This is a genomic window from Streptomyces sp. NBC_01498 (assembly GCF_036327775.1).
Taxonomy (GTDB): Bacteria; Actinomycetota; Actinomycetes; order Streptomycetales; family Streptomycetaceae; genus Streptomyces.
In genome coordinates this window covers 6178450-6201591 of record NZ_CP109598.1, presented here as the reverse complement: position 1 = coordinate 6201591, position 23142 = coordinate 6178450, and the positions used below count along the sequence as shown (strand labels likewise).

At 72.8% G+C, this 23142-nt stretch carries 19 protein-coding genes; 5 read left to right on the top strand and 14 right to left on the bottom strand.

Translation table 11 applies throughout. The features are described 5' to 3' along the window. Nucleotides 1-12: 12 nt before the first annotated feature. The gene (locus OG875_RS26475; protein WP_330176739.1) at nt 13-219 is read right to left on the bottom strand and encodes a hypothetical protein; all 207 of its coding nucleotides are present in this window, start codon (nt 217-219) and stop codon (nt 13-15) included. Nucleotides 220-407: 188 nt separating this feature from the next. Then, nucleotides 408-665 (bottom strand): hypothetical protein, encoded by a 258-nt coding sequence (locus OG875_RS26470; RefSeq protein WP_330176738.1) that lies wholly within the window; start codon nt 663-665, stop codon nt 408-410. A 199-nt stretch (nt 666-864) separates the two neighbouring features. Here OG875_RS26470 and OG875_RS26465 point away from each other — a divergent pair, with 199 nt between their 5' ends. Next, nucleotides 865-2178, top strand: coding sequence for a serine/threonine protein kinase (locus tag OG875_RS26465; RefSeq protein ID WP_330177917.1), 1314 nt, complete (start codon nt 865-867; stop codon nt 2176-2178). 6 nt (nt 2179-2184) lie between these two features. Here the strand turns inward: OG875_RS26465 and OG875_RS26460 are convergent, their stop codons facing one another. From OG875_RS26460 to OG875_RS26435, 6 genes are all read right to left on the bottom strand, one after another. Continuing rightward, on the bottom strand, nt 2185-3015 hold the full coding sequence (locus OG875_RS26460) for a TrmH family RNA methyltransferase (RefSeq protein WP_330176737.1): 831 nt from the start codon (nt 3013-3015) through the stop codon (nt 2185-2187). Continuing rightward, nucleotides 3008-4315: a uroporphyrinogen-III C-methyltransferase gene (cobA, locus tag OG875_RS26455; RefSeq protein ID WP_330176736.1), complete on the bottom strand. Its 1308-nt coding sequence runs from the start codon at nt 4313-4315 to the stop codon at nt 3008-3010. Before cobA ends, OG875_RS26460 begins: the two co-directional genes overlap by 8 nt. Before the next feature lie 230 nt (nt 4316-4545). After that, nucleotides 4546-4950, bottom strand: coding sequence for a hypothetical protein (locus tag OG875_RS26450; protein WP_330176735.1), 405 nt, complete (start codon nt 4948-4950; stop codon nt 4546-4548). 118 nt (nt 4951-5068) lie between these two features. Beyond that, nucleotides 5069-8611: a nicotinate-nucleotide--dimethylbenzimidazole phosphoribosyltransferase gene (gene cobT, locus OG875_RS26445; protein WP_330176734.1), complete on the bottom strand. Its 3543-nt coding sequence runs from the start codon at nt 8609-8611 to the stop codon at nt 5069-5071. Between the two features lie 370 nt (nt 8612-8981). Next, a complete protein-coding gene (cbiE, locus tag OG875_RS26440; protein WP_330176733.1) occupies nt 8982-10202 on the bottom strand; it encodes a precorrin-6y C5,15-methyltransferase (decarboxylating) subunit CbiE in 1221 nt (406 codons plus the stop codon). Between the two features lie 361 nt (nt 10203-10563). Next, nucleotides 10564-11199 (bottom strand): GNAT family N-acetyltransferase, encoded by a 636-nt coding sequence (locus OG875_RS26435; protein ID WP_330176732.1) that lies wholly within the window; start codon nt 11197-11199, stop codon nt 10564-10566. Nucleotides 11200-11400: 201 nt separating this feature from the next. On the opposite strand from OG875_RS26435, the gene OG875_RS26430 reads away from it, so the two are divergent. Both OG875_RS26430 and OG875_RS26425 read left to right on the top strand, forming a co-directional pair. After that, nucleotides 11401-11760, top strand: coding sequence for a hypothetical protein (locus OG875_RS26430; protein WP_330176731.1), 360 nt, complete (start codon nt 11401-11403; stop codon nt 11758-11760). 140 nt (nt 11761-11900) lie between these two features. Beyond that, entirely contained in the window at nt 11901-12281 is a 381-nt protein-coding gene (locus tag OG875_RS26425) for a hypothetical protein (protein WP_330177916.1), read from the top strand. 77 nt (nt 12282-12358) lie between these two features. On the opposite strand, the gene OG875_RS26420 is transcribed toward OG875_RS26425, so the two are convergent. Beyond that, nucleotides 12359-12862 (bottom strand): GNAT family N-acetyltransferase, encoded by a 504-nt coding sequence (locus OG875_RS26420; RefSeq protein ID WP_330176730.1) that lies wholly within the window; start codon nt 12860-12862, stop codon nt 12359-12361. A 423-nt stretch (nt 12863-13285) separates the two neighbouring features. Next, nucleotides 13286-14446: a glycerophosphodiester phosphodiesterase gene (locus tag OG875_RS26415; protein ID WP_330176729.1), complete on the bottom strand. Its 1161-nt coding sequence runs from the start codon at nt 14444-14446 to the stop codon at nt 13286-13288. A gap of 238 nt (nt 14447-14684) precedes the next feature. Here OG875_RS26415 and OG875_RS26410 point away from each other — a divergent pair, with 238 nt between their 5' ends. Next, a complete protein-coding gene (locus OG875_RS26410) occupies nt 14685-15359 on the top strand; it encodes a lysophospholipid acyltransferase family protein (RefSeq protein WP_330176728.1) in 675 nt (224 codons plus the stop codon). 57 nt (nt 15360-15416) lie between these two features. Here OG875_RS26410 and OG875_RS26405 read toward each other — a convergent pair whose 3' ends face one another. After that, the gene (locus OG875_RS26405) at nt 15417-17051 is read right to left on the bottom strand and encodes an MFS transporter (protein ID WP_330176727.1); all 1635 of its coding nucleotides are present in this window, start codon (nt 17049-17051) and stop codon (nt 15417-15419) included. Nucleotides 17052-17194: 143 nt separating this feature from the next. Next, nucleotides 17195-17740: a TetR/AcrR family transcriptional regulator gene (locus tag OG875_RS26400; RefSeq protein WP_330176726.1), complete on the bottom strand. Its 546-nt coding sequence runs from the start codon at nt 17738-17740 to the stop codon at nt 17195-17197. Nucleotides 17741-17899: 159 nt separating this feature from the next. Here OG875_RS26400 and OG875_RS26395 point away from each other — a divergent pair, with 159 nt between their 5' ends. Continuing rightward, on the top strand, nt 17900-20119 hold the full coding sequence (locus OG875_RS26395; protein ID WP_330176725.1) for an NADP-dependent isocitrate dehydrogenase: 2220 nt from the start codon (nt 17900-17902) through the stop codon (nt 20117-20119). A 212-nt stretch (nt 20120-20331) separates the two neighbouring features. On the opposite strand, the gene argH is transcribed toward OG875_RS26395, so the two are convergent. Both argH and OG875_RS26385 read right to left on the bottom strand, forming a co-directional pair. After that, a complete protein-coding gene (gene argH, locus OG875_RS26390; protein ID WP_330176724.1) occupies nt 20332-21759 on the bottom strand; it encodes an argininosuccinate lyase in 1428 nt (475 codons plus the stop codon). Nucleotides 21760-21910: 151 nt separating this feature from the next. Then, nucleotides 21911-23104 carry an argininosuccinate synthase gene (locus tag OG875_RS26385; RefSeq protein ID WP_330176723.1) on the bottom strand — a complete coding sequence of 398 codons (1194 nt, stop codon included), beginning with the start codon at nt 23102-23104 and terminating at the stop codon, nt 21911-21913. Nucleotides 23105-23142 lie beyond the last annotated feature (38 nt).

Below are 23142 nucleotides of genomic sequence, written 5' to 3'. Positions count from 1 at the left end.
CTGGGGCGCAGCTCAGCGCCCCAGCATCACGCCCACGGACGACGCCTGGGTGACCACTGCTTCCCAGCCGCCGAAGGCGACCACCAGCAGGGCCGCGAGAGGGAGGACCATGGCCGTCGCCACCAGCGGATGACGCGGCCCCGAACTCCGCCCGCCGAACGCGTCGAACGCCCTGCGTCCGCGTGCTCGGATCATCGCCCGCGATGCCGTGTCGGCCATGGTCCTTCTCCTGTCGTGTCCGGCGGCGGCGGGCGTCCAGCCTCGGGGGACGAGTACCGCGCCCGCCGCTTGAACACAACATTAGGGAGCCGCGGCGCCCGGGTCGTCATGCCCGCGTACCGATTGGCGGGCCTCCCGGAGGATGAGCGGCGCACCCGTCGTGTACTCCCCTGGGTGGAGAGAGGCCGCTAGGACTTGGGGTCATCCCGGAGGGGACGCTCGGACAGGTCCTCCCTGGGTACCGGTTGTTCGACCAGGGCCAGCACCCGCGTGGCCATGAAGCGCGCCGTACGCACCACCGAGCCGTTGCGGGTGACTTCACTCACTTCGACCACTCCTCGGCGCACCGCCGTCTCCACCCGGCGGCCTGCCCGACTTGCCACGACTTCGTACGTACGCGTCGTGTCACCCGCGTCCACCACTATCTCCACGCGGTCACCCTTCATTGATCCAATCCCCCTTCTGCGACCGACCATTGAGATCTCGCACGGGCCCGGGGACCCTGGATCCGCGGTCCCCTGACCACCCCTCAAGTTTCGCACCCGGCACTGACAATCGATCCGTGCGAGAGGGCGCGGCCTATGAGCGCCCCGGGGCGCGGGTACGTAAGCTGTGCCACGTCACACGGACGACCGGGCAGCGGGGATGGACATGGCGATGATGCGGCTCCGGCGCGAGGACCCGCGTGTCGTCGGTTCGTTCAGGCTTCACCGGCGGCTGGGCCAGGGCGGCATGGGTGTTGTCTATCTGGGGTCCGACCGGCGCGGCCAGCGGGTCGCGCTCAAGGTGATCAGGCCCGATCTCGCCGAGGACCAGGAGTTCCGCTCCCGGTTCGCCCGCGAGGTGTCGGCGGCCCGCCGGATCCGCGGGGGGTGCACGGCCCGGCTGGTGGCCGCCGATCTCGACGCGGACCGGCCGTGGTTCGCGACGCAGTACGTTCCGGGGCCCTCGCTGCACGACAAGGTCGCCGAGGACGGACCGCTGTGCGCCGCCGAGGTCGCCTCGGTCGGGGCGGCGCTCTCCGAGGGGCTGCTGGCCGTGCACGAGGCCGGGGTCGTCCACCGGGACCTGAAGCCGTCGAACATCCTTCTCTCCCCCAAGGGCCCGCGCATCATCGACTTCGGCATCGCGTGGGCGACGGGCGCCAGCACCCTCACCCATGTCGGTACGGCCGTGGGGTCGCCGGGCTTCCTGGCGCCCGAGCAGGTGCGCGGCGCCGCGGTGACCCCGGCGACCGACGTGTTCGCGCTCGGCGCCACGCTGGCGTACGCCGCGACGGCCGACTCCCCCTTCGGGCACGGCAGTTCGGAGGTCATGCTCTACCGGGTGGTGCACGAGGAGGCGCAGCTGTACGGGGTGCCGGACGCGCTGGCGCCGCTGGTGCGGGCCTGTCTGGCGAAGGACCCGGAGGAGCGGCCGAGCACGCTCCAGCTGTCGATGCGTCTCAAGGAGATCGCGGCGCGGGAGGCGCAGGGGCTGTCGGACGGGCAGGCGCCCGCGCAGCGGGAGCGGATCGGGCAGGACGTGCCGACGGGCCGGATCCCGGAGCGTACGGCGCGGATGCCGCAGCGGACGGAGCGGTCGGAGCGGATCGAGCGGCAGGAGCGCGCGGAACGGTCGGAGCGGTCGGAGCGGTCGGAACGCTCCACGCAGGGCCAGGGCCAGGGTAAGGGCCAGGGGCGCACGGCCGACGGGTACGACTCCCGGGCGCGCGGGCCGCGCGGGACGGCGCCGCGTACGGGTGGCGGGCGTCCGCCGAGGCCGCGTGACGGCTCCTCGGGGACCGGTTCGCGTACCGGCTCCCGGCAGCAGGGCAGCAGGCCCGGGGCGCGTACGGCGTCCGGCGCGCGTGGCGGGCGCAGGCCGGCCAATCCCCGGCTGCTGCGTCAGCGGCTGATCGTCTTCGTGGTGGTGACGCTGGTGGTGGCGCTGGGGATCGCGGCGGCGCAGCAGCTGTAGCCGGGGTCAGTCCCGGAGCCGGGCCGCCCGCGTCATGTAGAAGACGACGGCGGAGGTGGCGGCGACGTTGAGGGAGTCCACCCCGGCGTCCATGGGGATGCTCACCCGCAGGTCGGCGGCGGCGAGTGCGCCGGGGGTCAGTCCGTCGCCCTCGGTGCCGAAGAGGAGCGCTAGCCGGTCGTCGCGCCGCGCGGCGAGCGCGTCGACGGTGATCGACTTCTCGTCCAGGCAGAGCGCCGCGGTGACGAAGCCCGCCTCCCGGAGCAGTCGGGTGTCCTGCGGCCAGGACTCCAGCCGGGTCCAGGGGACCTGGAGCACGGCGCCCATCGAGACCTTCACCGCGCGGCGGTAGAGCGGGTCGGCGCAGCGGGGGGTGAGGAGGACGGCGTCCACGCCGAGGGCGGCGGCGTTGCGGAAGGCGGCGCCGAGGTTGGCGTGGTCGACCATGTCCTCGAAGACGGCGACGCGGTGCGCGGTACGGAGCAGGTCGGCGGGCGGCGGCAGGGGCCGGCGGTGCATGGCGGCGAGCGCGCCGCGGTGGACGTGGTAGCCGGTGACGCGTTCGGCCAGGTCCGGGGCGACCTGGTAGACGGGGGCGGAGGTCTCCTCGATGACGTCGCGCATGACGTCGGTCCACTTGGGTGTCAGGAGCATGGACCGCATCGCGTAACCGGCCGCCAGTGCGCGGCGTACGACCTTCTCGCCCTCGGCGATGAACAGGCCCTCGGCGGGTTCACGCCGGCGGCGGAGTTCGACGTCGGTGAGGTCGGTGTAGTCGGCGAGGCGGGGGTCGGCGGAGCCGTCCGGGGCCGCTTCGACGGGGACGATCTCAGCCACGGTCGCCACCGGTGCTGTCGTCGGCGGAGGCGTCGCCTTCGTCGGAGGCGGGCTTGGGGTCGGCGCCGGTGCCGTTGCCGTGGCTGGATGCCGGGGTGCCGATCGCGACCACGTCGCCGATGACGATCACGGCCGGGGGGCGTACGTCGTGTTCCCGGACGGCGTCGGCGGCCGTGGCGAGGGTCGCGTCGACCCGGCGCTGGGCGGCCGTGGTGCCTTCCTGGACGAGAGCCACGGGCGTCGAGGGCGGTTTGCCGTGGTCGACGAGGGTACGGGCAATGGCCCCGATCTTGTCGACGGCCATGAGCAGGACGAGCGTGCCGCGCAGCCGGGCGAGGGCCGGCCAGTCGACCAGGGAGCGCGCGTCGTCGGGGGCGACATGGCCGCTGACCACGGTGAACTCGTGGGCCACGCCCCGGTGGGTGACGGGGATGCCCGCCGCGCCGGGGACGCTGATGGAGCTGGAGATGCCGGGGACGACCGTGCAGGCGATGCCCGCCTCCGCGAGGGCCTGGGCCTCCTCCATGCCCCGGCCGAAGACGAAGGGGTCGCCGCCCTTGAGCCGTACGACGGCCTTGCCCGCCCTGGCGTGCTCGATCAGCGCGTGGTTGATGGCCTCCTGGGCCATGTAGCGGCCGTACGGGATCTTCGCGGCGTCGATGACCTCGACGTGCGGCGGGAGTTCGTCGAGGAGGTCGCGGGGGCCGAGGCGGTCGGCGATGACGACGTCGGCCTCGGCGAGCAGGCGCCTGCCGCGCACGGTGATCAGTTCCGGGTCGCCGGGGCCGCCGCCGACGAGGGCCACGCCGGGGGTCCGGGTGCGGTGGCGGGGTGCGGCGAGGGTGCCGTCGCGCAGGCCCTCCACGATGGCGTCGCGCACCCCGGCGGAACGCCGGGGGTCACGTCCGGTGAGGACCGCGACGGTGACGCCCGCGCTGCGGCCGGTGGCCGGGGTCCAGGCGGTGGCGGCCTCGGCGTCGTCGCTGCGGACGCACCAGGTCCGGTCGCGTTCGGCCTCGGCGGAGGCGCGGGTGTTGGCGTCGGTGTCACTGGAGGCGACCAGGACGTACCAGGCGTCGCGGAGGTCGCCGTCGGCGTACGGGCGGCGCTCCCAGCGCAGTTCGCCGGCGTCGGCCATGGCCTCGACGGAGGGGGTCGCGGACGGCGACACGAGCAGGATGTCGGCGCCGGTCGCGAGGAGGGCCGGCAGCCGGCGCTGGGCGACCTGGCCACCGCCGACGACGACGACGCGCCGCCCGGCCAGACGGAGTCCGACGGGGTAGGCGGGATGCTCGGCCATGGCGGTGCGGGCTCCTCTGGAGAAGGTGCGGACGGGGCGGATGTACGCCGGGATCCGTGGTGGTGAAGGGGCTGGTGGGGCGCGGTCCCAGTTTAGTGGGAGGGCGGGGCGCGTCTCCCGGGACCTCGGCGGCCGAGGAGCCGCGCGGGGGGCGGACGGGGCGCGGGCGGCGGCCCGCCCGGTGTCCCCTCCTGCGGGCCGTGAGTCACCGGGCCCGCGCCCCCGGACGGTCACATGCCCGCGTGCCCGCGAAAGGTCACCAGGTCCGCGTCGGAGACTCCGTGAACCCCTTGGAACCGCTTGTCGGCGAAGTCCTGGAGCGGGACGGGATCTCGGTTCAGGGCACGCGTCGCGTCGAGGTTCAGCAGGGCGGGGAACTCCCACAGGAACCCGTCGGGATCGTGCGTGATCTCGTACGGTTCGTCCTCGACGTCGGCCATCGCCGCGACGCGTCCGAGGGGGAGCTTGAAGTAGATCCAGAGCCGGTCACCAGCCTTGATGTGACGCTTCGCCCGGAGCCCCCAGAACTGGGGGCGTCGCGTCTCGGCGTGCTTCAGGCAGCGGTTCTCCGACGGAGGCGGCGTCCCGTCCCTGTCGGCCGACTTCGGGTCCACCGGGTAGAGCCGTTCCCGCATGGGCAGTTGTCCTCTCCCGTCGCACCGGGCCTTCCTGATCGGCGTATCCGGTCCCCGTCGCGGACAGGACCGGACCGGGTGGGGTCGGGGAAAGCCCCGACCCCGCATGCCACCGGGGCTACTTCTCCGTCACTCCCGCCGAGTCGAACGTCGCCACCTCGTGCATCGCCCGCGCCGCGCTCTGGATGACCGGGAGTGCCAGCAGGGCGCCCGTGCCCTCGCCCAGCCTGAGGTCCAGGTCGATCAGGGGACGCAGGCCCAGCTTGTTCAGAGCCGCCACATGACCCGGTTCGGCGCTGCGGTGGCCGGCGATGCAGGCGGCCAGTGCCTCGGGGGCGATGGCGCGGGCGACGAGCGCCGCCGCGCCCGCGCTGACACCGTCGAGGACGACCGGTGTCCGCAGCGACGCGCCGCCCAGCAGGAATCCGACGAGCGCCGCCTGCTCCAGGCCGCCGAAGGCCGCGAGGACCCCGATGGGGTCGGCGGGGTCGGGGCGGTGGAGTTCGAGGCCGCGCCGGACGACATCGACCTTGCGGGCGAGCGTCTCGTCGTTGATGCCGGTGCCGCGCCCGGTGACCTCCGCCGGGTCCAGGTCGGTGTAGACCGAGATCAGCGCGGCGCAGGCGGTGGTGTTCGCTATGCCCATCTCGCCGGTGAGCAGGCCCTTGTTGCCCGCCGCGACCAGATCGCGGGCGGTCTCGATGCCCACCTCGATCGCGGCCAGCACCTCTTCGCGGGTGAGCGCGGGGCCGGTGGTGAAGTCGGCCGTGCCGGGGCGGACCTTGCGGGGCAACAGGCCGGTGGTGGCGGGCAGTTCGCCCGCGACGCCGACGTCGATGACGCAGACCTCGGCGCCGACCTGGGTGGCGAAGGCGTTGCAGACCGCGCCGCCGGAGAGGAAGTTGGCGACCATCTGCGCCGTCACCTCCTGGGGCCAGTGGGTGACGCCCTGCGCGTGCACACCGTGGTCGCCCGCGAAGACCGCGACGGCCGCGGGCTCCGGGATCGGCGGCGGGCACATCCGGGAAAGGCCGCTGAGCTGTGCGGAGATGATCTCCAGCATGCCGAGCGCCCCGGCGGGCTTGGTCATCCGCTTCTGGCGTTCCCACGCCTCGCCGAGCGCCTTGGCGTCGAGAGGGCGGATACCGGCGATGGTCTCCTTGAGCAGGTCGTGCGGCTCCTCACCGGGCAGCGCCCGGCGGCCGTACGTCTCCTCGTGGACGACCCAGGACAGCGGGCGGCGCTTGGACCAGCCCGCCTGGGCGAGTTCGGGCTCCTCCGGGAACTCGTCCACGTAGCCGACGCAGAGGTACGCCACCACGTCCAGGTGTTCGGGGAGGCCGAGCGCGCGGACCATCTCGCGCTCGTCGAAGAAGCTGACCCAGCCGACACCGAGTCCTTCGGCGCGGGCGGCGAGCCACAGGTTCTCGACGGCGAGGGCGGAGGAGTACGGCGCCATCTGCGGCTGGGTGTGACGGCCGAGGGTGTGCCGGCCGCCGCGGGTGGGGTCGGCGGTGACGACGATGTTCACCGGGGTGTCGAGGATGGCCTCGATCTTCAGTTCCTTGAACTGCTTGGCCCGGCCCTTGGGGAGCGACTTGGCGTAGGCGTCGCGCTGGCGCTGGGCCAGTTCGTGCATGGTCTGCCGGGTCTCGGCGGAACGGATGACGACGAAGTCCCAGGGCTGCGAGTGGCCGACGCTGGGCGCGGTGTGCGCGGCTTCGAGGACGCGCAGCAGGACCTCGTGCGGGACGGGGTCGGAGCGGAAGCCCTTGCGGATGTCGCGCCGTTCGCGCATGACGCGCAGGACGGCCTCGCGCTCGGCGTCGTCGTAGCCGGGGGCCGGCGGGGACACGTCGACGGCGACGGCGGGGGCAGCGGGGACGTCGGTGGCGGTGAGCGGGGGCTCGGTCCCGGGTCCCGGCTCGATGTCGGCGGCGGGCTCGGGGGCCGGGGCCGCGACGGGGCCGGTCTCGGCGACCGGCTGGGCGGCGGCGGCCGGAGCGGGCTCGGGCTCGGGCGCCGCTACGGGCTCCTCCACCACCGCGACCGGCTCGGGCTCCGGTTCGAACTCGGGCTCGGGTTCCAACTCGGGCTCGGCAAGGGCTGCTTCCGGCTCCGGCGCGGGTGCGGGTGCGGGTGCGGCGACAGCGGGCTCCGGCTCGAACTCGGCGGTCGCCGACGGGTCGGCCGACGCGGTCGCCGGGTCGGCGGGGGCCGGCGCTATCGGCTCGCGCTGCTCCTCCGCCTCGACCGGCGCGGCCGGCTCGACGACGGGTGCCTCGTCCACCACGACAGGCTCGGGTACGGATCCGGGTCCGGGCTGCGCCACGGGCTCCTCGGCCAACGGCGCCTCCGCGACGGCCGGTTCCTCCGCGACCGGCGCCTCGGCCACCGGCTCCGGAGCGGGCTCGGGGGACGGGGCGACGGGCTCGGCCACCGGCTCCGGGGCCACCTGGAGCACCGGCTCGGGGGCGGGCGGGGGCGCCACGTCGGGGTCGGGGACGACCGTTTCTTCGGGTGCCCCGGGAGCGGCCTGCTCCACCGTCGCCTCCGGTGCGGGCTCCGCCCACGCCTCGGCCCCGAGCTCCGCCGTCACGGCCACCGGGGCGGCCGGGGCCTCCACCGGTGTCTCGGGCAGCGGCGGCAGGGACACCCACGGGTCCGCGCCGGGCACCGGAATGGCTCCGAGCTGCGGCCCCGGCAGCGCGGCGGCCTCCTCGACCGGGACGTCCAGATACCGCGCGCCACTGACCGGCGGCGGCGCCTGCGGCCGTACCCGCATGGGGTGGGGCGGTGTGTGCGTGGGGCCCCGGTCGGCCAGCGAACGCACCACTCCACCCGTCGAGTCGGGCATCGGCGGGCCCAGATGGAGCGGCCTGCGCGAGGGCGGGGGCGTCGGCGTGGCCGTGGCGGTGGGGACCCGTACGGACCCGGTCCCGGGCGCGCCCGGCTCGGGTGCGGGCGCCGCCGCCTCCGGCGGAACGGGCTCCACCGGGACGGGCTCCACCGGAGCCTCGGCGACCACCTGCGGCGCGTCGGGAAGGGCCTCCTGCGCGGGCTCGGGGGCGGACTGCGCGACGGCCTGCTCCGGGGCCGGGGGCTCCACGGGAGCCTCCGCCGCCGCGTACGTCTCGGGCGCCGCCACGAACTCGGTCTGCTGTACGGGAACGTGCTGTACGGGAACCTGCTCCGGGTGGGTCCCCGGGTGGCTCGGCTCGGGCGCCTCGTAGTGCGGAAGGCCCTCGGTCACCGGAGCGGCGGGCGCGAACTGCGGCTCCGCCTCGTACGCCGTCGGGCCCGGCGCCTCGGGACGCGCCTGATAGTGCGGGTCCGGCTCGGCGTACGTCGCGAGCGGCGACTGCGGCTGCTGCGGCGCGTACCCGCCCTGAACCGTCTGGTGCTGGTGGGGGATCTGCGCCGCGTGCGCGGGCTCGGGCACGGCGTGCGCGACCGGCGCGAAGGGCTCCGACGGGGGCGCGGGCATCGGGTCGCCCCAGGCGCCCTGCGAACTCGGCATCAGGAGAAGGTCGTCGTCCTCGGAAGCACTCTCGGAGGGGCCCAGGTAGGCGTAGGAACCGGCGGCGGGGTCGCCCGGCTGCTCCACCATGCCTGCGTTCTCCGGCTGTCCCTCGCCCAGGACCTGGCCGGTGTCGGTCATGCGTACCCCTCGCCCATTGGTTGTGCTCCTTCGGCCCTTCGACCGGGGCGCCCGATGCGGCGGCGCGTCCGGCGCCCGTCAGTGTCAACGAGCGGGGGCGCCGCGCGGCACGAGACGAACCGCGACCCTCACCTATTCTCGCGGCCGTTCGTGACCGACACGCGGTGATCCGCGGCGGCGTGCTGTGGGCTGCGCCACGTTGCGCCTCCCCCGGTGCAGCCGTACCACATGAGGGGCCAAACCGCCCCCCTTTTCCGGACATTGACGAACGAACCGACGAACGCCCGGCCGCGGTACAACGGTCGCTCAGCGTACCTCGCGCCGCTGACAGCCACGGTCTGCCAGGTAGGGAGGGCCGAATCGCACCGGATCAGTGGGCGCGGTCGGGCCGGCTGCCGACGACCAGGAAGACGACGGAGCGTTCGCGCTCCAGCCAGGCTCCGGTGTCCATGTCGACGGACTGGAGCAGTACGCACTCCACCGTGTAACCGCCCTCGCGGAGGGCCGCGCAGATCGCCTCGGCGTCGTCCCGGGTCGCCGCGTGGGTCACGATGCGCGCGGGTCTGCGGTCGGCGCAGGCGACGACGACGTCCAGTCCCCCGCCGCCGATGCGTACGACGTCGGGCTCGGGCAGGTCCTCCAGCACCTGGGGCGCGCGGCCTTCCACGACTTCGAGCTGTACACCGGCGCGCCGGGCGGCGGCGGCCGTACTCGCGCACGCCCCCGGTTCCGCGTCGACGGCGATCACGGCGGCTCCGAGGCGTCCCGCCTCGGCGGCGACCGCGCCGCTGCCGGACCCGATGTCCCAGACCAGGTCGCCGGTCCGGGCGCCGAGCCGGGCCAGCTGGGCCGCGCGCAGCCAGGTCGACTCGCCCTCGCCGAGGTCGATGCCGTACTCCTCGGAGGGCAGCGCCCAACCGCGCACGGCGGGCGGGTACTCGGCGTCGTGGCCGGCGATCCAGCCGCCGGTGCGGACGGGCGCGGTGCCGATGCCGCCGACGACGAGGACCACGTTGGGATCGCGCCAGACGTGGTCGGCGGCCTTGTCGGAGGTGAGGACGGTGACCTGTTCGCGGTCGGTGCCCAGTTCCTCGCAGATGACGAAGGTGCGGTGAACTCCCTGGAGGAGCAGGGCGAGTTCGGCGGGTCCGGCGCCCGGGGAGGTGAGGACGGCGACCTTGGTGTGGGCCCGGCACACATTGACCGCGCGGCGCAGGGTGCGCTGCTGGGCGACCACCACCCGGGCGTCGTCCCAGGGCATCCCGGCGCGGGCGAAGGCGGTGGCCACGGCGGAGACGGCGGGGACGACCTCGACCTCGAGTCCGTGCTCGGGGGCGCGGAGGGTGCGGACGACTCCGAAGAATCCGGGGTCGCCGTCGGCGAGGACGACGGCGCTGCCGCGGTGTCCGGCGATCCGGCGGGCGGCGAGGTCGATACTGCCGAGGCGGACGCGTTCGGCGTCGGGCGGTATCTCCGGCAGGGCGAGATGGTGGGCGGCCCCGGCCACCAGGGTGGCGGCGGCGAGGGCGGACGTGGCCGCGGGCGCGAGGGGCGTGCCGTCCCAGCCGATCACCGTCACGCGGTCGGCCATCGTCGTCAGTCTCCCCTGGGTCGTCGGGCGGTCGGGTCGTGGTGCGGAGTCGTGCTGCCGGGTCGTCGGATCCGGTCCGGTCGCCGGGTGGGGCGGTCGGTCCGTCGTGCCGGGACGTGGTGGCGGGTCGTGCTGCCGTGCCGGGCCGTCGCGCCGGCTGGTGGTGCCGTATCGGGCCGTCGTGCCAGGTCGTCGGGCTGTTTCGCCGCAGGCCGGAGCCGTCGCGGACGGGTCGTGCGGGCCGGGTCCGCGTCGGGGCGGTGCGTGTGAGGGTACCCGTCGGCCGGGGTGCGGTCCGCCGGGGGTGCGGGAGCGCGCGGGCCGTCGCCCTCGCCGGCTCCGCCGAGGTGGACGGCGGGGCTCAGTTCCAGTCGGGGTAGGCCCCGTAGCCGCCGGCGTCCGCCATCTGGTCGGCGACGCCTTCGAGGTCCTCGGGCAGCAGGCTCCAGACGATGAGATCCGTACGGATGTCGGTCCAGCCGGCCTCCGTACGCGTGCGCGCTATCCAGGCGTTGCGCAGGACTCCCTCGCTGATGCAGCCGGCCTTCTGCGCGACCTGCTGGGCCGCGGTGTTGTCGGCGGCGGTGCGCAACTCGATGCGCTCGAAGGTCTGGTCGCGGAAGAGCCACTGCGCGACGGCGAGCACCGATTCGGTGGCGTAACCCTCACCGCGCGCCCAGGGGGCGGTGATGTACGAGACCTCGGTCGCGCGGGTGCGCCAGTCGGTGTTCTGGAGGCGGGTGAGACCGACGAGGCGCTGGGTCAGGAACTCGGTGACGGCGAAGACCAGTCCGCGCCCCTTGGTGCGTTCCGCCGGAGCGAGGCGGCGCACCCATTCCTCGGCGTCCTGGCCGGTGTACGGGTACGGCGCCGACATCCACCCGACGACCGGTTCGTCGTTCATCATCTCGGTGTAGGCCGGAATGTCCGCGATCTCGAACGCGCGTAGCACCAGCCGCTCGGTGCTGATGGAAACGTCCGGAAAGGTGGGGGTCATGCGCAGCTCCATGCCTCAGTCCGTCGTAAACGCACAGCATGCAGTATCGGGTGGGCCCCGCACACGGGCGGGGTGTGGGGGGCTCGTACCGGATTGACGCGGGAATTGCCGGGGAGTCGCGCGGGCGGACCGGCGGTGGGTGGTCCGGCCCCGGCCGGGGCGATCGCACCGGGCGTTTCGGCCCGTAATACTCTCGTCGTCATGCTTGTCGCCCTGACGGTCGCGGTCTCCGTGGCCGCCCTCGTCCTCGCCGCCTGGTGCGGGATCGCCGCGTCGCGGGATCAGCCGACCAAGGACCGGCACTTCATCGGCATGGCCGTGGTCACACTGCTGGCGTTCGTCCAACTGATCGTCGGCATTGTCCAGTTGGCACGCGGCGAGGACCCGGCCCAGGGCTCGGTGATCTTCGTGGCGTATCTGATCGGCGCGTTCGCGTCGGTTCCGGCGGCCGGTTTCCTGTCGCTGGCCGAACGGACCCGCTGGGGCTCGGCCACGGTCGCCGCCGGCGCCGTGGTCCTCGCCGTGCTCGAAGTGCGGCTGTACGACATCTGGGGAGGCTGACGGTGACCACCGGAACAGGAGCGGGAACGGGCGCCGGGGCGGGAACGGGCGCGGGCGCCGAAGTGGGAACGGGCGCCGGGGCGGGCTCCGGGGCGGACGTCGCGCCGGCCGCCGGGGCGCGCCCGGCGGGCCGGACCCGGCTGATCCAGGGGCCGGGCCTGCTGCTCGTGTGGCTGTACGGCGTGATGTCGGTCGGCGCGGTGTCGCGGACCGCCTTCGAGATCTCCACCAAGTTCGACCGGGCACCCCTGGCGTACACGCTGTCGGGCGTCGCCGCCGTCGTGTACGTGTTCATCACCTACACGCTCGTACGGGGCGGTGAGAGGGCCCGCAGGGCGGCACTGGTGTGCTGCGCCGGGGAACTCGTCGGGGTCCTCACCGTGGGGACCTGGACGCTCGTGGACGCCTCCGCCTTCCCGGACGCGACGGTCTGGTCCGGGTTCGGCTGGGGGTACCTCTTCATTCCCGTGCTGCTGCCGCTCACGGGGATGCTCTGGCTGCGCGGGTCCCGCCGGGCGTGACCCGGAGGCTCCTGGCTGTCGGCGGTGGGTGGGGCGTCACGCGTCGGCGCCGGGGCGGTCGCGCGTGACGCCCGCCGTCAGGCGCTGGCGACGAAGGCCGCGCCGGCCGCTTCCTTCTCCAGCGTCACGAGCGTGAGGCCGCGACCGGCCGACTCGCTGGCCACCGGCGCGTATCCCTTGCTGCGGTAGAGCCGCAGATTGCCCTCGCTGCGGTGACCGGCGAAGAGCTGGAAGCGCCTGGCCGACGTGTCACCGGCGAAGCTGCCCTCGATCGCGTCGAGCAGCCGCCCGCCGAGACCGTGGTGGCGCATCCGGGGGTGGACGATGAGCTTGTCGATGCGGGCGGTGCCCTCGGCGTCGACCACGCCCCTTACGGACGCGACGACTTCACCGCCGAGCCGGGCCACCAGCGCGTGACCGCGGGCTATCTCCGCCTTGAGGTCGTCCAGGGTCTGCGTCAACGGCTCGATGCCGTAGTCGCCGTAGAGCTCGGCCTCGCTCTGGTAACACAGGTACTGGAGCTTGAGGATGTGTTCCGCGTCCTCCGCACCCGCCGCTGAGATGGTCACACTCATGCCCATACGTGCATGCCTCCCGCTCACCTGCCGCCGCCGGTTGTCTACCGCTCCTTTCCCCGGAGTTCAGGAGCCGCAACCTCTGTGGTGAGCATTCTGCGCGGGCATCGCAGGCATCCGGAATGGCGGGACCGCAATTTCACCTGTGAGATAGCCGACTCTCCTGCGTTTCCCCGGCGGGCGGGGAAATCCTGCGGCGACTTCCCAGCCGGCTCCCCCGTGGCTCCCCGTCGGCCTCCGGTCGGCGGTGGCACGGATTCCGGTGTACGTTCCGCCGCTCCGTGCCCAGTACGGCGCCGTCCCGTCCCCAACTCGGGCCCCACGAGGAACGGTTGCGCCCCGGCCGGGAGGTCCCGGCCGGGGCACGTGTCCGCCGGCGCGGCACGTCCGCGCCGGCGGCCGGTCCGGTGCTGCCGGACGCGGGCGACGTCAGTTCTTGTTGAAGTCCGCGGCGGCCAGCAGGCCCGTGTCCGGGTTGTCGGTGAAGATGCCGTCGATGCCCTGCTCGAAGTAGACCTTGAAGGCCCCGAAGGCGTCGCCGTACGCGTTGGGGTCGGTCCCGACCCGGAAGTCGGCCGGCAGGAAGCTGTTCTCGTTGCGCATCGTGTACGGGTGCAGGATCAGGCCCTTGGCGTGCGCGTCACGCACCAGCGTGGTCGGCCTGCCGAGCTTGCCGGTCGCGTCCCTGGGGATGATCAGGTCCACCCAGGGGCCGATGCCCTGCGCGAACGAGGCGATCCACTTCAGGCCCTGCGGCGTGACGAGGTCCCGGACGAAGCGCGGGTCGCCCGACTGCTTGAAGTCCCACGGCTGGGTGTCGGCCGCGTCGAACAGCACCACACGCGGGGTCGAAACGAGCTTCGCCATGCGCTGCATGCTGGTGGGCTCGAAGGACTGGAGGAAGACCGGCGCGTCGTGGCGGTCCTTGCCGTAGCGGCGCAGCAGCTTCGCCAGCCGCTCCTCCAGGCCGAGGCCGAGGCCCCGGAAGTAGGTGGGGTGCTTCGTCTCGACGTACAGCCACACGGGCCCGCCCCGGCGCCGGCCCTGCTCGTCGGCCCAGCGCAGCACCTCCTCGAAGGTGGGGATCTCCCAACGGCCGTTGTAGAGCGTGCTGTTGCGGCGCTGCGTGGGGATGCGCTCCTTGGCGCGCAGCGTCTTGAGCTCGGCCAGCGTGAAGTCCTCGGTGAACCAGCCGGTCAGGCTGACCCCGTCGACGCTCTTGGTCGTGCGGCGGCTCGCGAACTCGGGGTGGTCGGCGACGTCCGTGGTCCCGGTGATGTCGTTCTCGTGCCGGCAGACGAGGTGCCCGTCCTTGGTGGGCACGAGGTCCTGCTCGATGATGTGCGCGCCGAGGTCGAGCGCGTGCTGGTACGAGCCGAGGGTGTGCTCGGGGCGGTAGCCGCTGGCACCCCGGTGACCGATGATCGTCGGGACCGGCAGGCCCTTGTGCGGCGGACGGTGGCGGCCGTCGCGCCCGTCGGCGTGCGCCGTAGCGGCCGTGGCCGCCGGGAGACCGAGTGCGGCCGAGCCGAGCACCGCCGCTCCCAGCACGGTCCGGCGCCCCGGAATGTTTCGCGCACCCTGTGTCATGAACGCTCCTTGATGTGATGTCCATGTGCTGTCCCGCACCTGTCAAACGCGGCTTGATCGTAGACAGCCGGTCCCGTACGGGGGGCAGACCTGGCGCGAACACACCGGAAACTCGTGTCAACACCGTGTATCCGTTCGGTGAACCGATGTGCGCGGGGGGCCGACCCGCGAGTATCGTCCTCACCTGCAGAGAGTTCGCCGGACCGCTCTCACCGCTCCCCATCACCGGAGGACCCCGTTGTCCCGCTTGGCGCTCGTCAAGGCAGTGCTCGGACCGATCTTGCGCCTGATGTTCCGGCCACGGGTGGAGGGCGCCGAGCACATCCCCGGGACGGGCCCGGTGATCCTGGCCGGCAATCACCTGACCTTCATCGACTCGATGATCCTGCCGCTGGTCTGCGGCAGCCGCCCGGTCTTCTTCATCGGCAAGGACGAGTACGTCACGGGCAAGGGCCTGAAGGGCCGGCTGATGGCCTGGTTCTTCACCAGCTGCGGCATGATCCCGGTCGACCGGGACGGCGGACGCGGCGGTGTCGCGGCGCTGATGACGGGCCGTCGGGTGCTGGAGGACGGGCACATGTTCGGCATCTACCCGGAGGGCACGCGCTCGCCCGACGGGCGGCTGTACCGGGGCCGTACGGGCATCGCGCGCCTCACCCTGATGACCGGCGCGCCCGTCGTCCCGTTCGCGATGATCGGCACGGACAAGATCCAGCCGAACGGGTCGGGCATGCCCCGGCCGAGCCGGGTGACGGTCCGCTTCGGCGCGCCCATGGAGTTCTCGCGGTACGACGGCATGGACCGCGACCGCTATGTGCTGCGGGCGGTGACCGACTCCGTGATGACCGAGGTCATGCGGCTCGGCGGGCAGGAGTACGTGGACATGTACGCCACCAAGGCGAAGGCGGCCTGAGCCCGGCCGCCGTACCGCCGCATACCGCCATTCGGCCCTGCCGCCGTCCCCGGTGCCTCAGCGCGCGGCGCGCTCCGGCTCCCGGGCGCCGTCGGCCACCTCACCCGCCGGGCTGTCGGCGGCGCTCTCCGCCGGGCTGTCGCCCAGCCGCTGACCGCGCAGCAGGAACCAGGCCACCACCGAGGTCGCCAGCAGTACCACCGCGCCCGCCCCGGCCGCGATGCGCAGGCCGTGGACGAACGCCTCCTGCGCGGCGGCGACCAGTTCCGCCCCCTGATGGGCGGGCAGGCCGTCGGCCACCCGTACCGCGCCGCCCAGTGACTCGTGCGCGGCGGCCGTCGCGCCGTCCGGGACACCCGCCGGGGCCGGGAACCCCCGGTAGACACCCGTGACGATCGAGCCGAGGACGGCGATACCGAGGGCGGCGCCGAGCTCGTACGCGGTCTCCGACACCGCCGAGGCCGCGCCCGCCTGGTCCCCGGGGACGGCGGTGAGGATCACGTCCGCCGTCACCGTGAAGGAGAATCCGCCGCCCGCGCCGACGACCAGCAGCACGGCGCCCAGCAGCGGGTAGCCGGTGTGCTGGCTCAGGACGACGAGGCAGCCGGTCGCCAGGCCGACGGCGGCGAGGCCGCCGGCCACCACCAGCCGTACGGAGAACCGCCGCGCGGCCCGGCCCGCGAGCAGACCCGCCACCACGGCGCCCACGGCGGCGGGCAGTTCGGCCAGCCCGGCCTCCAGCGGGCCGCGCCCCTGGACGAGTTGCAGATACTGCGACAGGAAGAACACCAGCCCGGACAGGCCCAGGATCGTCAGCAGGTCGGCCAGGACCGCCCCGGAGAAGCCGCGATGCGCGAACAGCCGCATGTCCAGCAGCGGGTGACGGATGCGGAGCTGTCTGCGGACGAACCGTACGAGCGCGGTGACACCGGCGACGGCAGCGGCGGCGACGTCCCAGCCCGGCCCGTGCGCGGCGGCCTCCTTGACGGCGTACACGACACCGACGATCCCGACGAGGGACAGCAGGACGCCCGGCAGGTCCCAGGGGCCGGGCGCCGGGTTCTTCGACTCCGGCAGCAGCCGGGCGCCGACGACGACGAGGACCGCCATGACGGGCAGGTTGATCAGGAAGACCGAACCCCACCAGAAGTGCTCCAGCAGGAATCCGCCGACGACGGGGCCCACGGCCGCGCCCGCCGACGCGGCGGCGCCCCAGACGCCGATGGCGAGGCTGCGCTCCTTCGGGTCGTGGAAGAGGGTGCGGATCAGGGCGAGCGTGGCGGGCATCAGGGTCGCCCCGGCGACACCGAGCAGGGCCCGCGCGACGATCATCATCCCGGGGCTGGTCGCGTAGGCGTTGAGCACGGAGACCGCGCCGAAGGCGACGGCGCCGATCAGGAGCAGTCGCTTGCGGCCGATCCGGTCGCCGAGAGCGCCCATGGAGACGAGCAGGCCGGCGATGACGAACGAGTAGATGTCACCGATCCAGAGCAACTGCGTACCGGACGGCCGGAGGTCCTCGCTGAGGAACGGGGTGGCGAGGCCGAGCACCGTGGCGTCGACCGCCACCAGCAGCACGGCCAGGACGAGGACGGACAGCGCGAGCCAGCGGCCGGGGCGGCCGGGGCCGTGCCCGCGTGCTGCCTCCGCCGCCCGTGCCGCCCGTGTCGTCAGCCCTGTCTTCGATGCCATCTTCGCTGCCCGCGCCGTCTCCACTGCCTGTGGTGCCTGTGGTGCCTGTGGTGCCTGAAGTGCCTGTGCTGTCTCGGCTGCCTGTGCTGCCCGTGCTCCCTGTAGTGCCTGCGCTGTCTGTGCCGGGAGAAGGGAACCGTTTGTCACGTGTCGCTCCGTCGTGCCCCGCCGAGCAGCAGCTCGGCGACCATGTGGGTGAAGTCCCGGCCCGCGACCCGGCCGTCCTGGACGGCCCAGGCGCAGGCGCCGACCAGTCCGTAGAACGCCTCCGTGAGCCAGGCGGGCGGCAGATCGATCCGGAACTCCCCCCGCTCCTGTCCGCGCCGGAAAAGCGCGGAGACGCGGGCGTCGAGCCGGTCCCAGCCCTCGTTCACCTCGCCCTCGAAGAGCTGGTTCTCGGTGACGAGGAAGGCCAGCAGCCCGGCGGCGGGCTCGACCCCGGCGACGAGCCTGCGCAGCGCGTCGCCCGCCGGTCCCTCGTCCGTCCGCGCGGTGTCCAGCGCCGTCTCGAACTCCTGGATGCCCTTCTCCTCCAGCGCCCTGACCAGGGCGTCCCGCCCGGCGAAGTGCCGGTGCAGGGTGGCCCGGCCGATGCCGGAGGCCCGCGCGACCTCGTCCATGGTGGCGGTGGCCTTGCGGGTGAGGAGGGCGGCTGCCGTACGGAGCACCTGGTCACGGTCGACTGTCATGAGACGACGATAGACCGAATGAGACACTCATGTCTCATTCAGACCATGTGGTGTTCGACACGGGCGATTACCGAACCCTCACGGGGCACTGTCGAACAGGACCCGGTCACGGGATATCTTGATGTCGAGCAATGTTGCAGACGTGGAGCGGAGCACCCGGTGACAGACTCGACCATCATTTACACGCACACCGACGAGGCCCCGGCCTTGGCGACCTACTCGTTCCTGCCTGTGGTCGAGGCGTATGCCTCGACGGCCGGGGTCACGGTGGAGCGCCGTGACATCTCCCTGGCGGGACGGATCATCGCCGGTTTCGCCGACCGTCTCGACGCGGGACAGCGGATCGACGACGCGCTCGCGGAACTCGGCGACCTCGCCAAGACGCCCGAGGCGAACATCATCAAGCTGCCGAACATCTCGGCGTCGATCCCCCAGCTGAAGGCCGCGATCGCCGAGCTCCAGCAGCAGGGTTACGCGCTGCCCGACTACCCGGACGACCCGAAGTCCGACGAGGACCGGGACGTACGGGCGCGTTACGACAAGGTCAAGGGCAGCGCCGTCAACCCGGTGCTGCGCGAGGGCAACTCGGACCGCCGCGCCCCCGCCTCGGTGAAGAACTACGCCAAGGCGCACCCGCACCGGATGGGCGCCTGGACGGCCGAGTCGAAGACGAACGTCGCGCACATGGACGGCGACGACTTCCGCTCCACCGAGAAGTCCACCGTGATCGCCGGGGACGGCACGCTGCGGATCGAGCTGGCGGGCGACGACGGCAGCACCACGGTCCTGCGCGAGTCGGTGCCCGTACAGGCCGGTGAGGTCGTGGACGTGTCCACGATGCGGGTGGCCGCGCTGCGCGAGTTCCTCACGGCGCAGATCGCCCGCGCCAAGGCCGAGGACGTGCTGTTCTCGGTGCACCTCAAGGCGACCATGATGAAGGTCTCGGACCCGATCATCTTCGGTCACACCGTGCGTGCCTTCTTCCCGAAGACCTTCGCCGAGCACGGCCAGGCGCTCGCCGCCGCCGGGCTGAGCCCCAACGACGGCCTCGGCGGCATCCTCAAGGGCCTGGAGTCGCTGCCCGGGGGGACCGGGATCGCGGAGTCCTTCACGGCCGAGCTGGCCGAGGGCCCGGCCCTCGCGATGGTCGACTCCGACAAGGGCATCACCAATCTGCACGTCCCGAGCGACGTCATCGTCGACGCCTCCATGCCCGCCATGATCCGCACCTCCGGCCACATGTGGGGCCCGGACGGCGCCGAGGCCGACACGCTCGCCGTCATCCCCGACAGCAGCTACGCGGGCATCTACCAGGTCGTCATCGACGACTGCCGCGCCCACGGCGCCTACGACCCGTCGACCATGGGCTCGGTGTCCAACGTCGGTCTGATGGCGCGGGCGGCCGAGGAGTACGGCAGCCACGACAAGACCTTCGAGATCCCCGCCACCGGCACGGTTCGTGTCCTGGACGCGGCGGGCGAGGCCGTACTGGAGCAGGCGGTCAGCGCCGGCGACGTGTTCCGGATGTGCCAGACCAAGGACGTGCCGATCCGGGACTGGGTGAAGCTGGCCGTCGGCCGTGCCCGTGCCACCGGCGACCCGGCCGTGTTCTGGCTGGACGAGGGCCGGGCGCACGACGCCAACCTGATCGCCAAGGTCGAGGCGTACCTCCCCGAACACGACACGGACGGCCTCACGATCGAGATCAAGAAGCCCGTCGAGGCCATCGCGTACTCGCTGGAGCGCATCCGGCGCGGCGAGGACACCATCTCGGTCACCGGCAACGTCCTGCGTGACTACCTGACGGACCTCTTCCCGATCCTGGAGCTCGGCACGAGCGCCAAGATGCTGTCGGTCGTGCCGCTGATCAACGGCGGCGGGCTGTTCGAGACCGGCGCGGGCGGCTCCGCGCCCAAGCACGTGCAGCAGCTCGTCAAGGAGAACTACCTGCGCTGGGACAGCCTCGGCGAGTTCCTCGCGCTGGCCGTCAGCTTCGAGCACCTGGCCACCACCACCGGCAACGCGCGCGCCCAGGTGCTGGCCGACACGCTGGACCGTGCCACCGGCTCGTTCCTGAGCGAGAACAAGTCGCCCAGCCGCAAGGTCGGCGGGATCGACAACCGGGGCAGCCACTTCTACCTGGCGCTGTACTGGGCGCGGGAGCTGGCGGAGCAGACCGACGACACGCAGCTCGCGGGCGCGTTCGCGGACCTCGCCAAGACGCTGGGCGAGCAGGAGCGGACGATCGTGGACGAACTGCTGGCCGTGCAGGGCGCGCCGGCCGACATCGGCGGCTACTACCAGCCGGACCCGGCGAAGGCCGAGGCCGTGATGCGTCCGTCGAAGACGTTCAACCAGGCGATCGCCACGCTGGGCTGAGCCGGGCCACACGCACCTGACGAAGCCGGGCGGGCCGCGATCGCGGCCCGTCCGGCTTCGTCGTACCCGCCCGGAGCCGGACGCGGCAGCGGGCTCGGGGCCGGCATCGGCGGCGTGGCCACCGCGCTCTCCCTCAACCGGCGGCGGCCGGGCACGTACGCGGTCGGGCTCGCCCCGGTCTCTCCGTACGCGCCCGGCGTCGTACACGCCGGCTACTGCTTGGCCGTCGCCCACGCGTGCTGGAGCGCGAGGCCGGTCTTCACCTCGGCGAGCTGGACGGCGACCGCCGAGGGCGCCGTACCGCCGCGCCCGTCACGGGAGGCCAGCGAGCCGCGGACGTCGAGGACCGTACGGACCTCCGGCGTCAGATGCTCCGAGATCGAGGCGAACTGCGCGTCCGTCAGTTCGTCCAGCTCGATGCCCTCCTTCTCGCACACCTTGACGCACTCGCCCGCGACCTCGTGCGCGACCCGGAACGGCACGCCCTGCCGGACCAGCCACTCCGCGATGTCGGTGGCGAGCGAGAAACCGGCGGGCGCCAGCTCCGCCATCCGCTCCCGGTTGACCGTGAGCGTCGCCATCATGCCGGTGAAGGCGGGCAGCAGGACCTCAAGCTGGTCGCAGGAGTCGAAGACCGGCTCCTTGTCCTCCTGGAGGTCGCGGTTGTACGCGAGGGGCAGCGCCTTCAGGGTGGCGAGCAGCCCCGTCAGATTGCCGATCAGCCGGCCCGACTTGCCGCGCGCCAGCTCGGCGATGTCCGGGTTCTTCTTCTGCGGCATGATCGAGGAGCCGGTGGAGAACGCGTCGTGCAGGGTGACGAAGGAGAACTCCTTCGTGTTCCAGATGATGACCTCTTCGGCGATCCGGGAGAGATTGACCCCGATCATCGCCGTGATGAAGGCGAACTCGGCGGCGAAGTCCCGGGAGGCCGTGCCGTCGATCGAGTTGGCGGCCGAGCCGTGCTCGAAGCCGAGGTCCGCCGCGACCGCCTCCGGGTCGAGGCCCAGTGACGAGCCGGCCAGCGCGCCGGAGCCGTACGGGGACACCGCCGTCCGCTCGTCCCACTGCCGCAGCCGCTCCGCGTCCCGCGACAGGGACTGCACGTGGGCCAGCACATGGTGGGCGAAGAGCACCGGCTGGGCGTGCTGGAGATGCGTACGGCCCGGCATGGCCACGTCCGGGTGCGCCTCGGCGAGTCCGACGAGCGCGTCCTGGAGCCCGGCGATCAGCCCGCCGATGATCCGCGCGTGGTCGCGCAGATACATCTTGAAGAGGGTGGCGACCTGGTCGTTGCGGGAGCGGCCGGCCCGGAGCTTGCCGCCGAGATCCGCGCCGAGCTGTTCGAGCAGTCCCCGTTCGAGGGCGGTGTGCACGTCCTCGTCGGCGACGGTCCCGGTGAAGGAGCCGTCCGCGACGGCCGCCTCCAGCCGGTCCAGCCCGGCGTGCATCCGGTCCAGCTCCTCGTCGTCCAGGAGCCCGGCCTTGTTGAGCACGCGCGCGTGGGCGCGGGAGCCCGCGATGTCGTACGGCGCGAGGCGCCAGTCGAAGTGCACGGACGCCGACAGCGCGGCCAGGGCCTCGGCGGGACCGTCGGCGAAACGGCCGCCCCAGAGCCGGACGTCACCGGTGTTGCTGCTCACTACGGGGTGCTCCTTGGATACGTGCCGGTGCGGCGGGGCGAGGGTCTCCCCGGCCCCGCCCCTTCCCGGGACCGGGGCTCCGCCCCGGACTCCGGTCCTCCTGGCGCCGGACGGGCTCACGCCACGCCGGGTCGCGTTACGCCTGCGCGCGTCAGGCCTGGTCGCGCTTCGCGGCGATCTTCGCCGAGAGGCCGAACAGTTCGATGAAGCCCTGCGCCTTGGACTGGTCGAAAGTGTCGCCCAAGTCGTAGGTCGCCAGGTTGAAGTCGTACAGCGACTCCTCCGACCGCCGGCCGGTGACGACGGCACGGCCACCGTGCATGGTCATCCGGATGTCGCCGGTGACGTGCTGGTTGGCCTCGTTGATGAAACCGTCCAGGGCGCGCTTCAGCGGGGAGAACCACAGGCCGTCGTAGACCATCTCGCCCCAGCGCTGCTCGACCTGCCGCTTGTAGCGGGCCAGTTCGCGCTCGACTGTGACGTTCTCCAGCTCCTGGTGGGCGGTGATCAGGGCGATGGCGCCCGGGGCCTCGTACACCTCACGGGACTTGATGCCGACGAGCCGGTCCTCGACCATGTCGATCCGGCCGATGCCCTGGGCGCCCGCCCGCTCGTTGAGCTGCTGGATCGCCTGGAGGACCGTGACCGGCTTGCCGTCGATCGCGACCGGGACGCCCTCCTTGAAGGAGATGACGACCTCGTCGGCCTCGCGGTGCTCCGCCGGGTTGGAGGTGTACTCGTAGATGTCCTCGATCGGGGCGTTCCAGATGTCCTCCAGGAAGCCCGTCTCGACGGCCCGCCCGAAGACGTTCTGGTCGATGGAGTACGGGGACTTCTTGGTGGTCGCGATCGGGAGGCTCTTCGCCTCGCAGAAGGCGATCGCCTTGTCCCGGGTCATCGCGTAGTCGCGGACCGGGGCGATGCACTTCAGCTCGGGGGCGAGGGCGACGATGCCCGCCTCGAAGCGGACCTGGTCGTTGCCCTTGCCGGTGCAGCCGTGGGCGACGGTGTCGGCGCCGTGCTTCTTGGCGGCGGCCACCAGGTGCTTGACGATCGTGGGCCGGGAGAGCGCCGAGACCAGCGGGTAGCGGTCCATGTAGAGCGCGTTCGCCTTGATCGCCGGGAGGCAGTACTCCTCGGCGAACTCGTCCTTGGCGTCGGCGACCTCGGCCTCGACGGCACCGCAGGCGAGCGCGCGCTTGCGGATGACGTCGAGGTCCTCGCCGCCCTGACCGACGTCCACGGCGACCGCGATGACCTCGGCGCCCGTCTCCTCGGCGATCCAGCCGATGGCGACGGAGGTGTCCAGGCCCCCCGAATAGGCGAGTACGACGCGCTCGGTCACGGGTTTCTCCTTACGATGCATAGGCTGATGGGTATAAC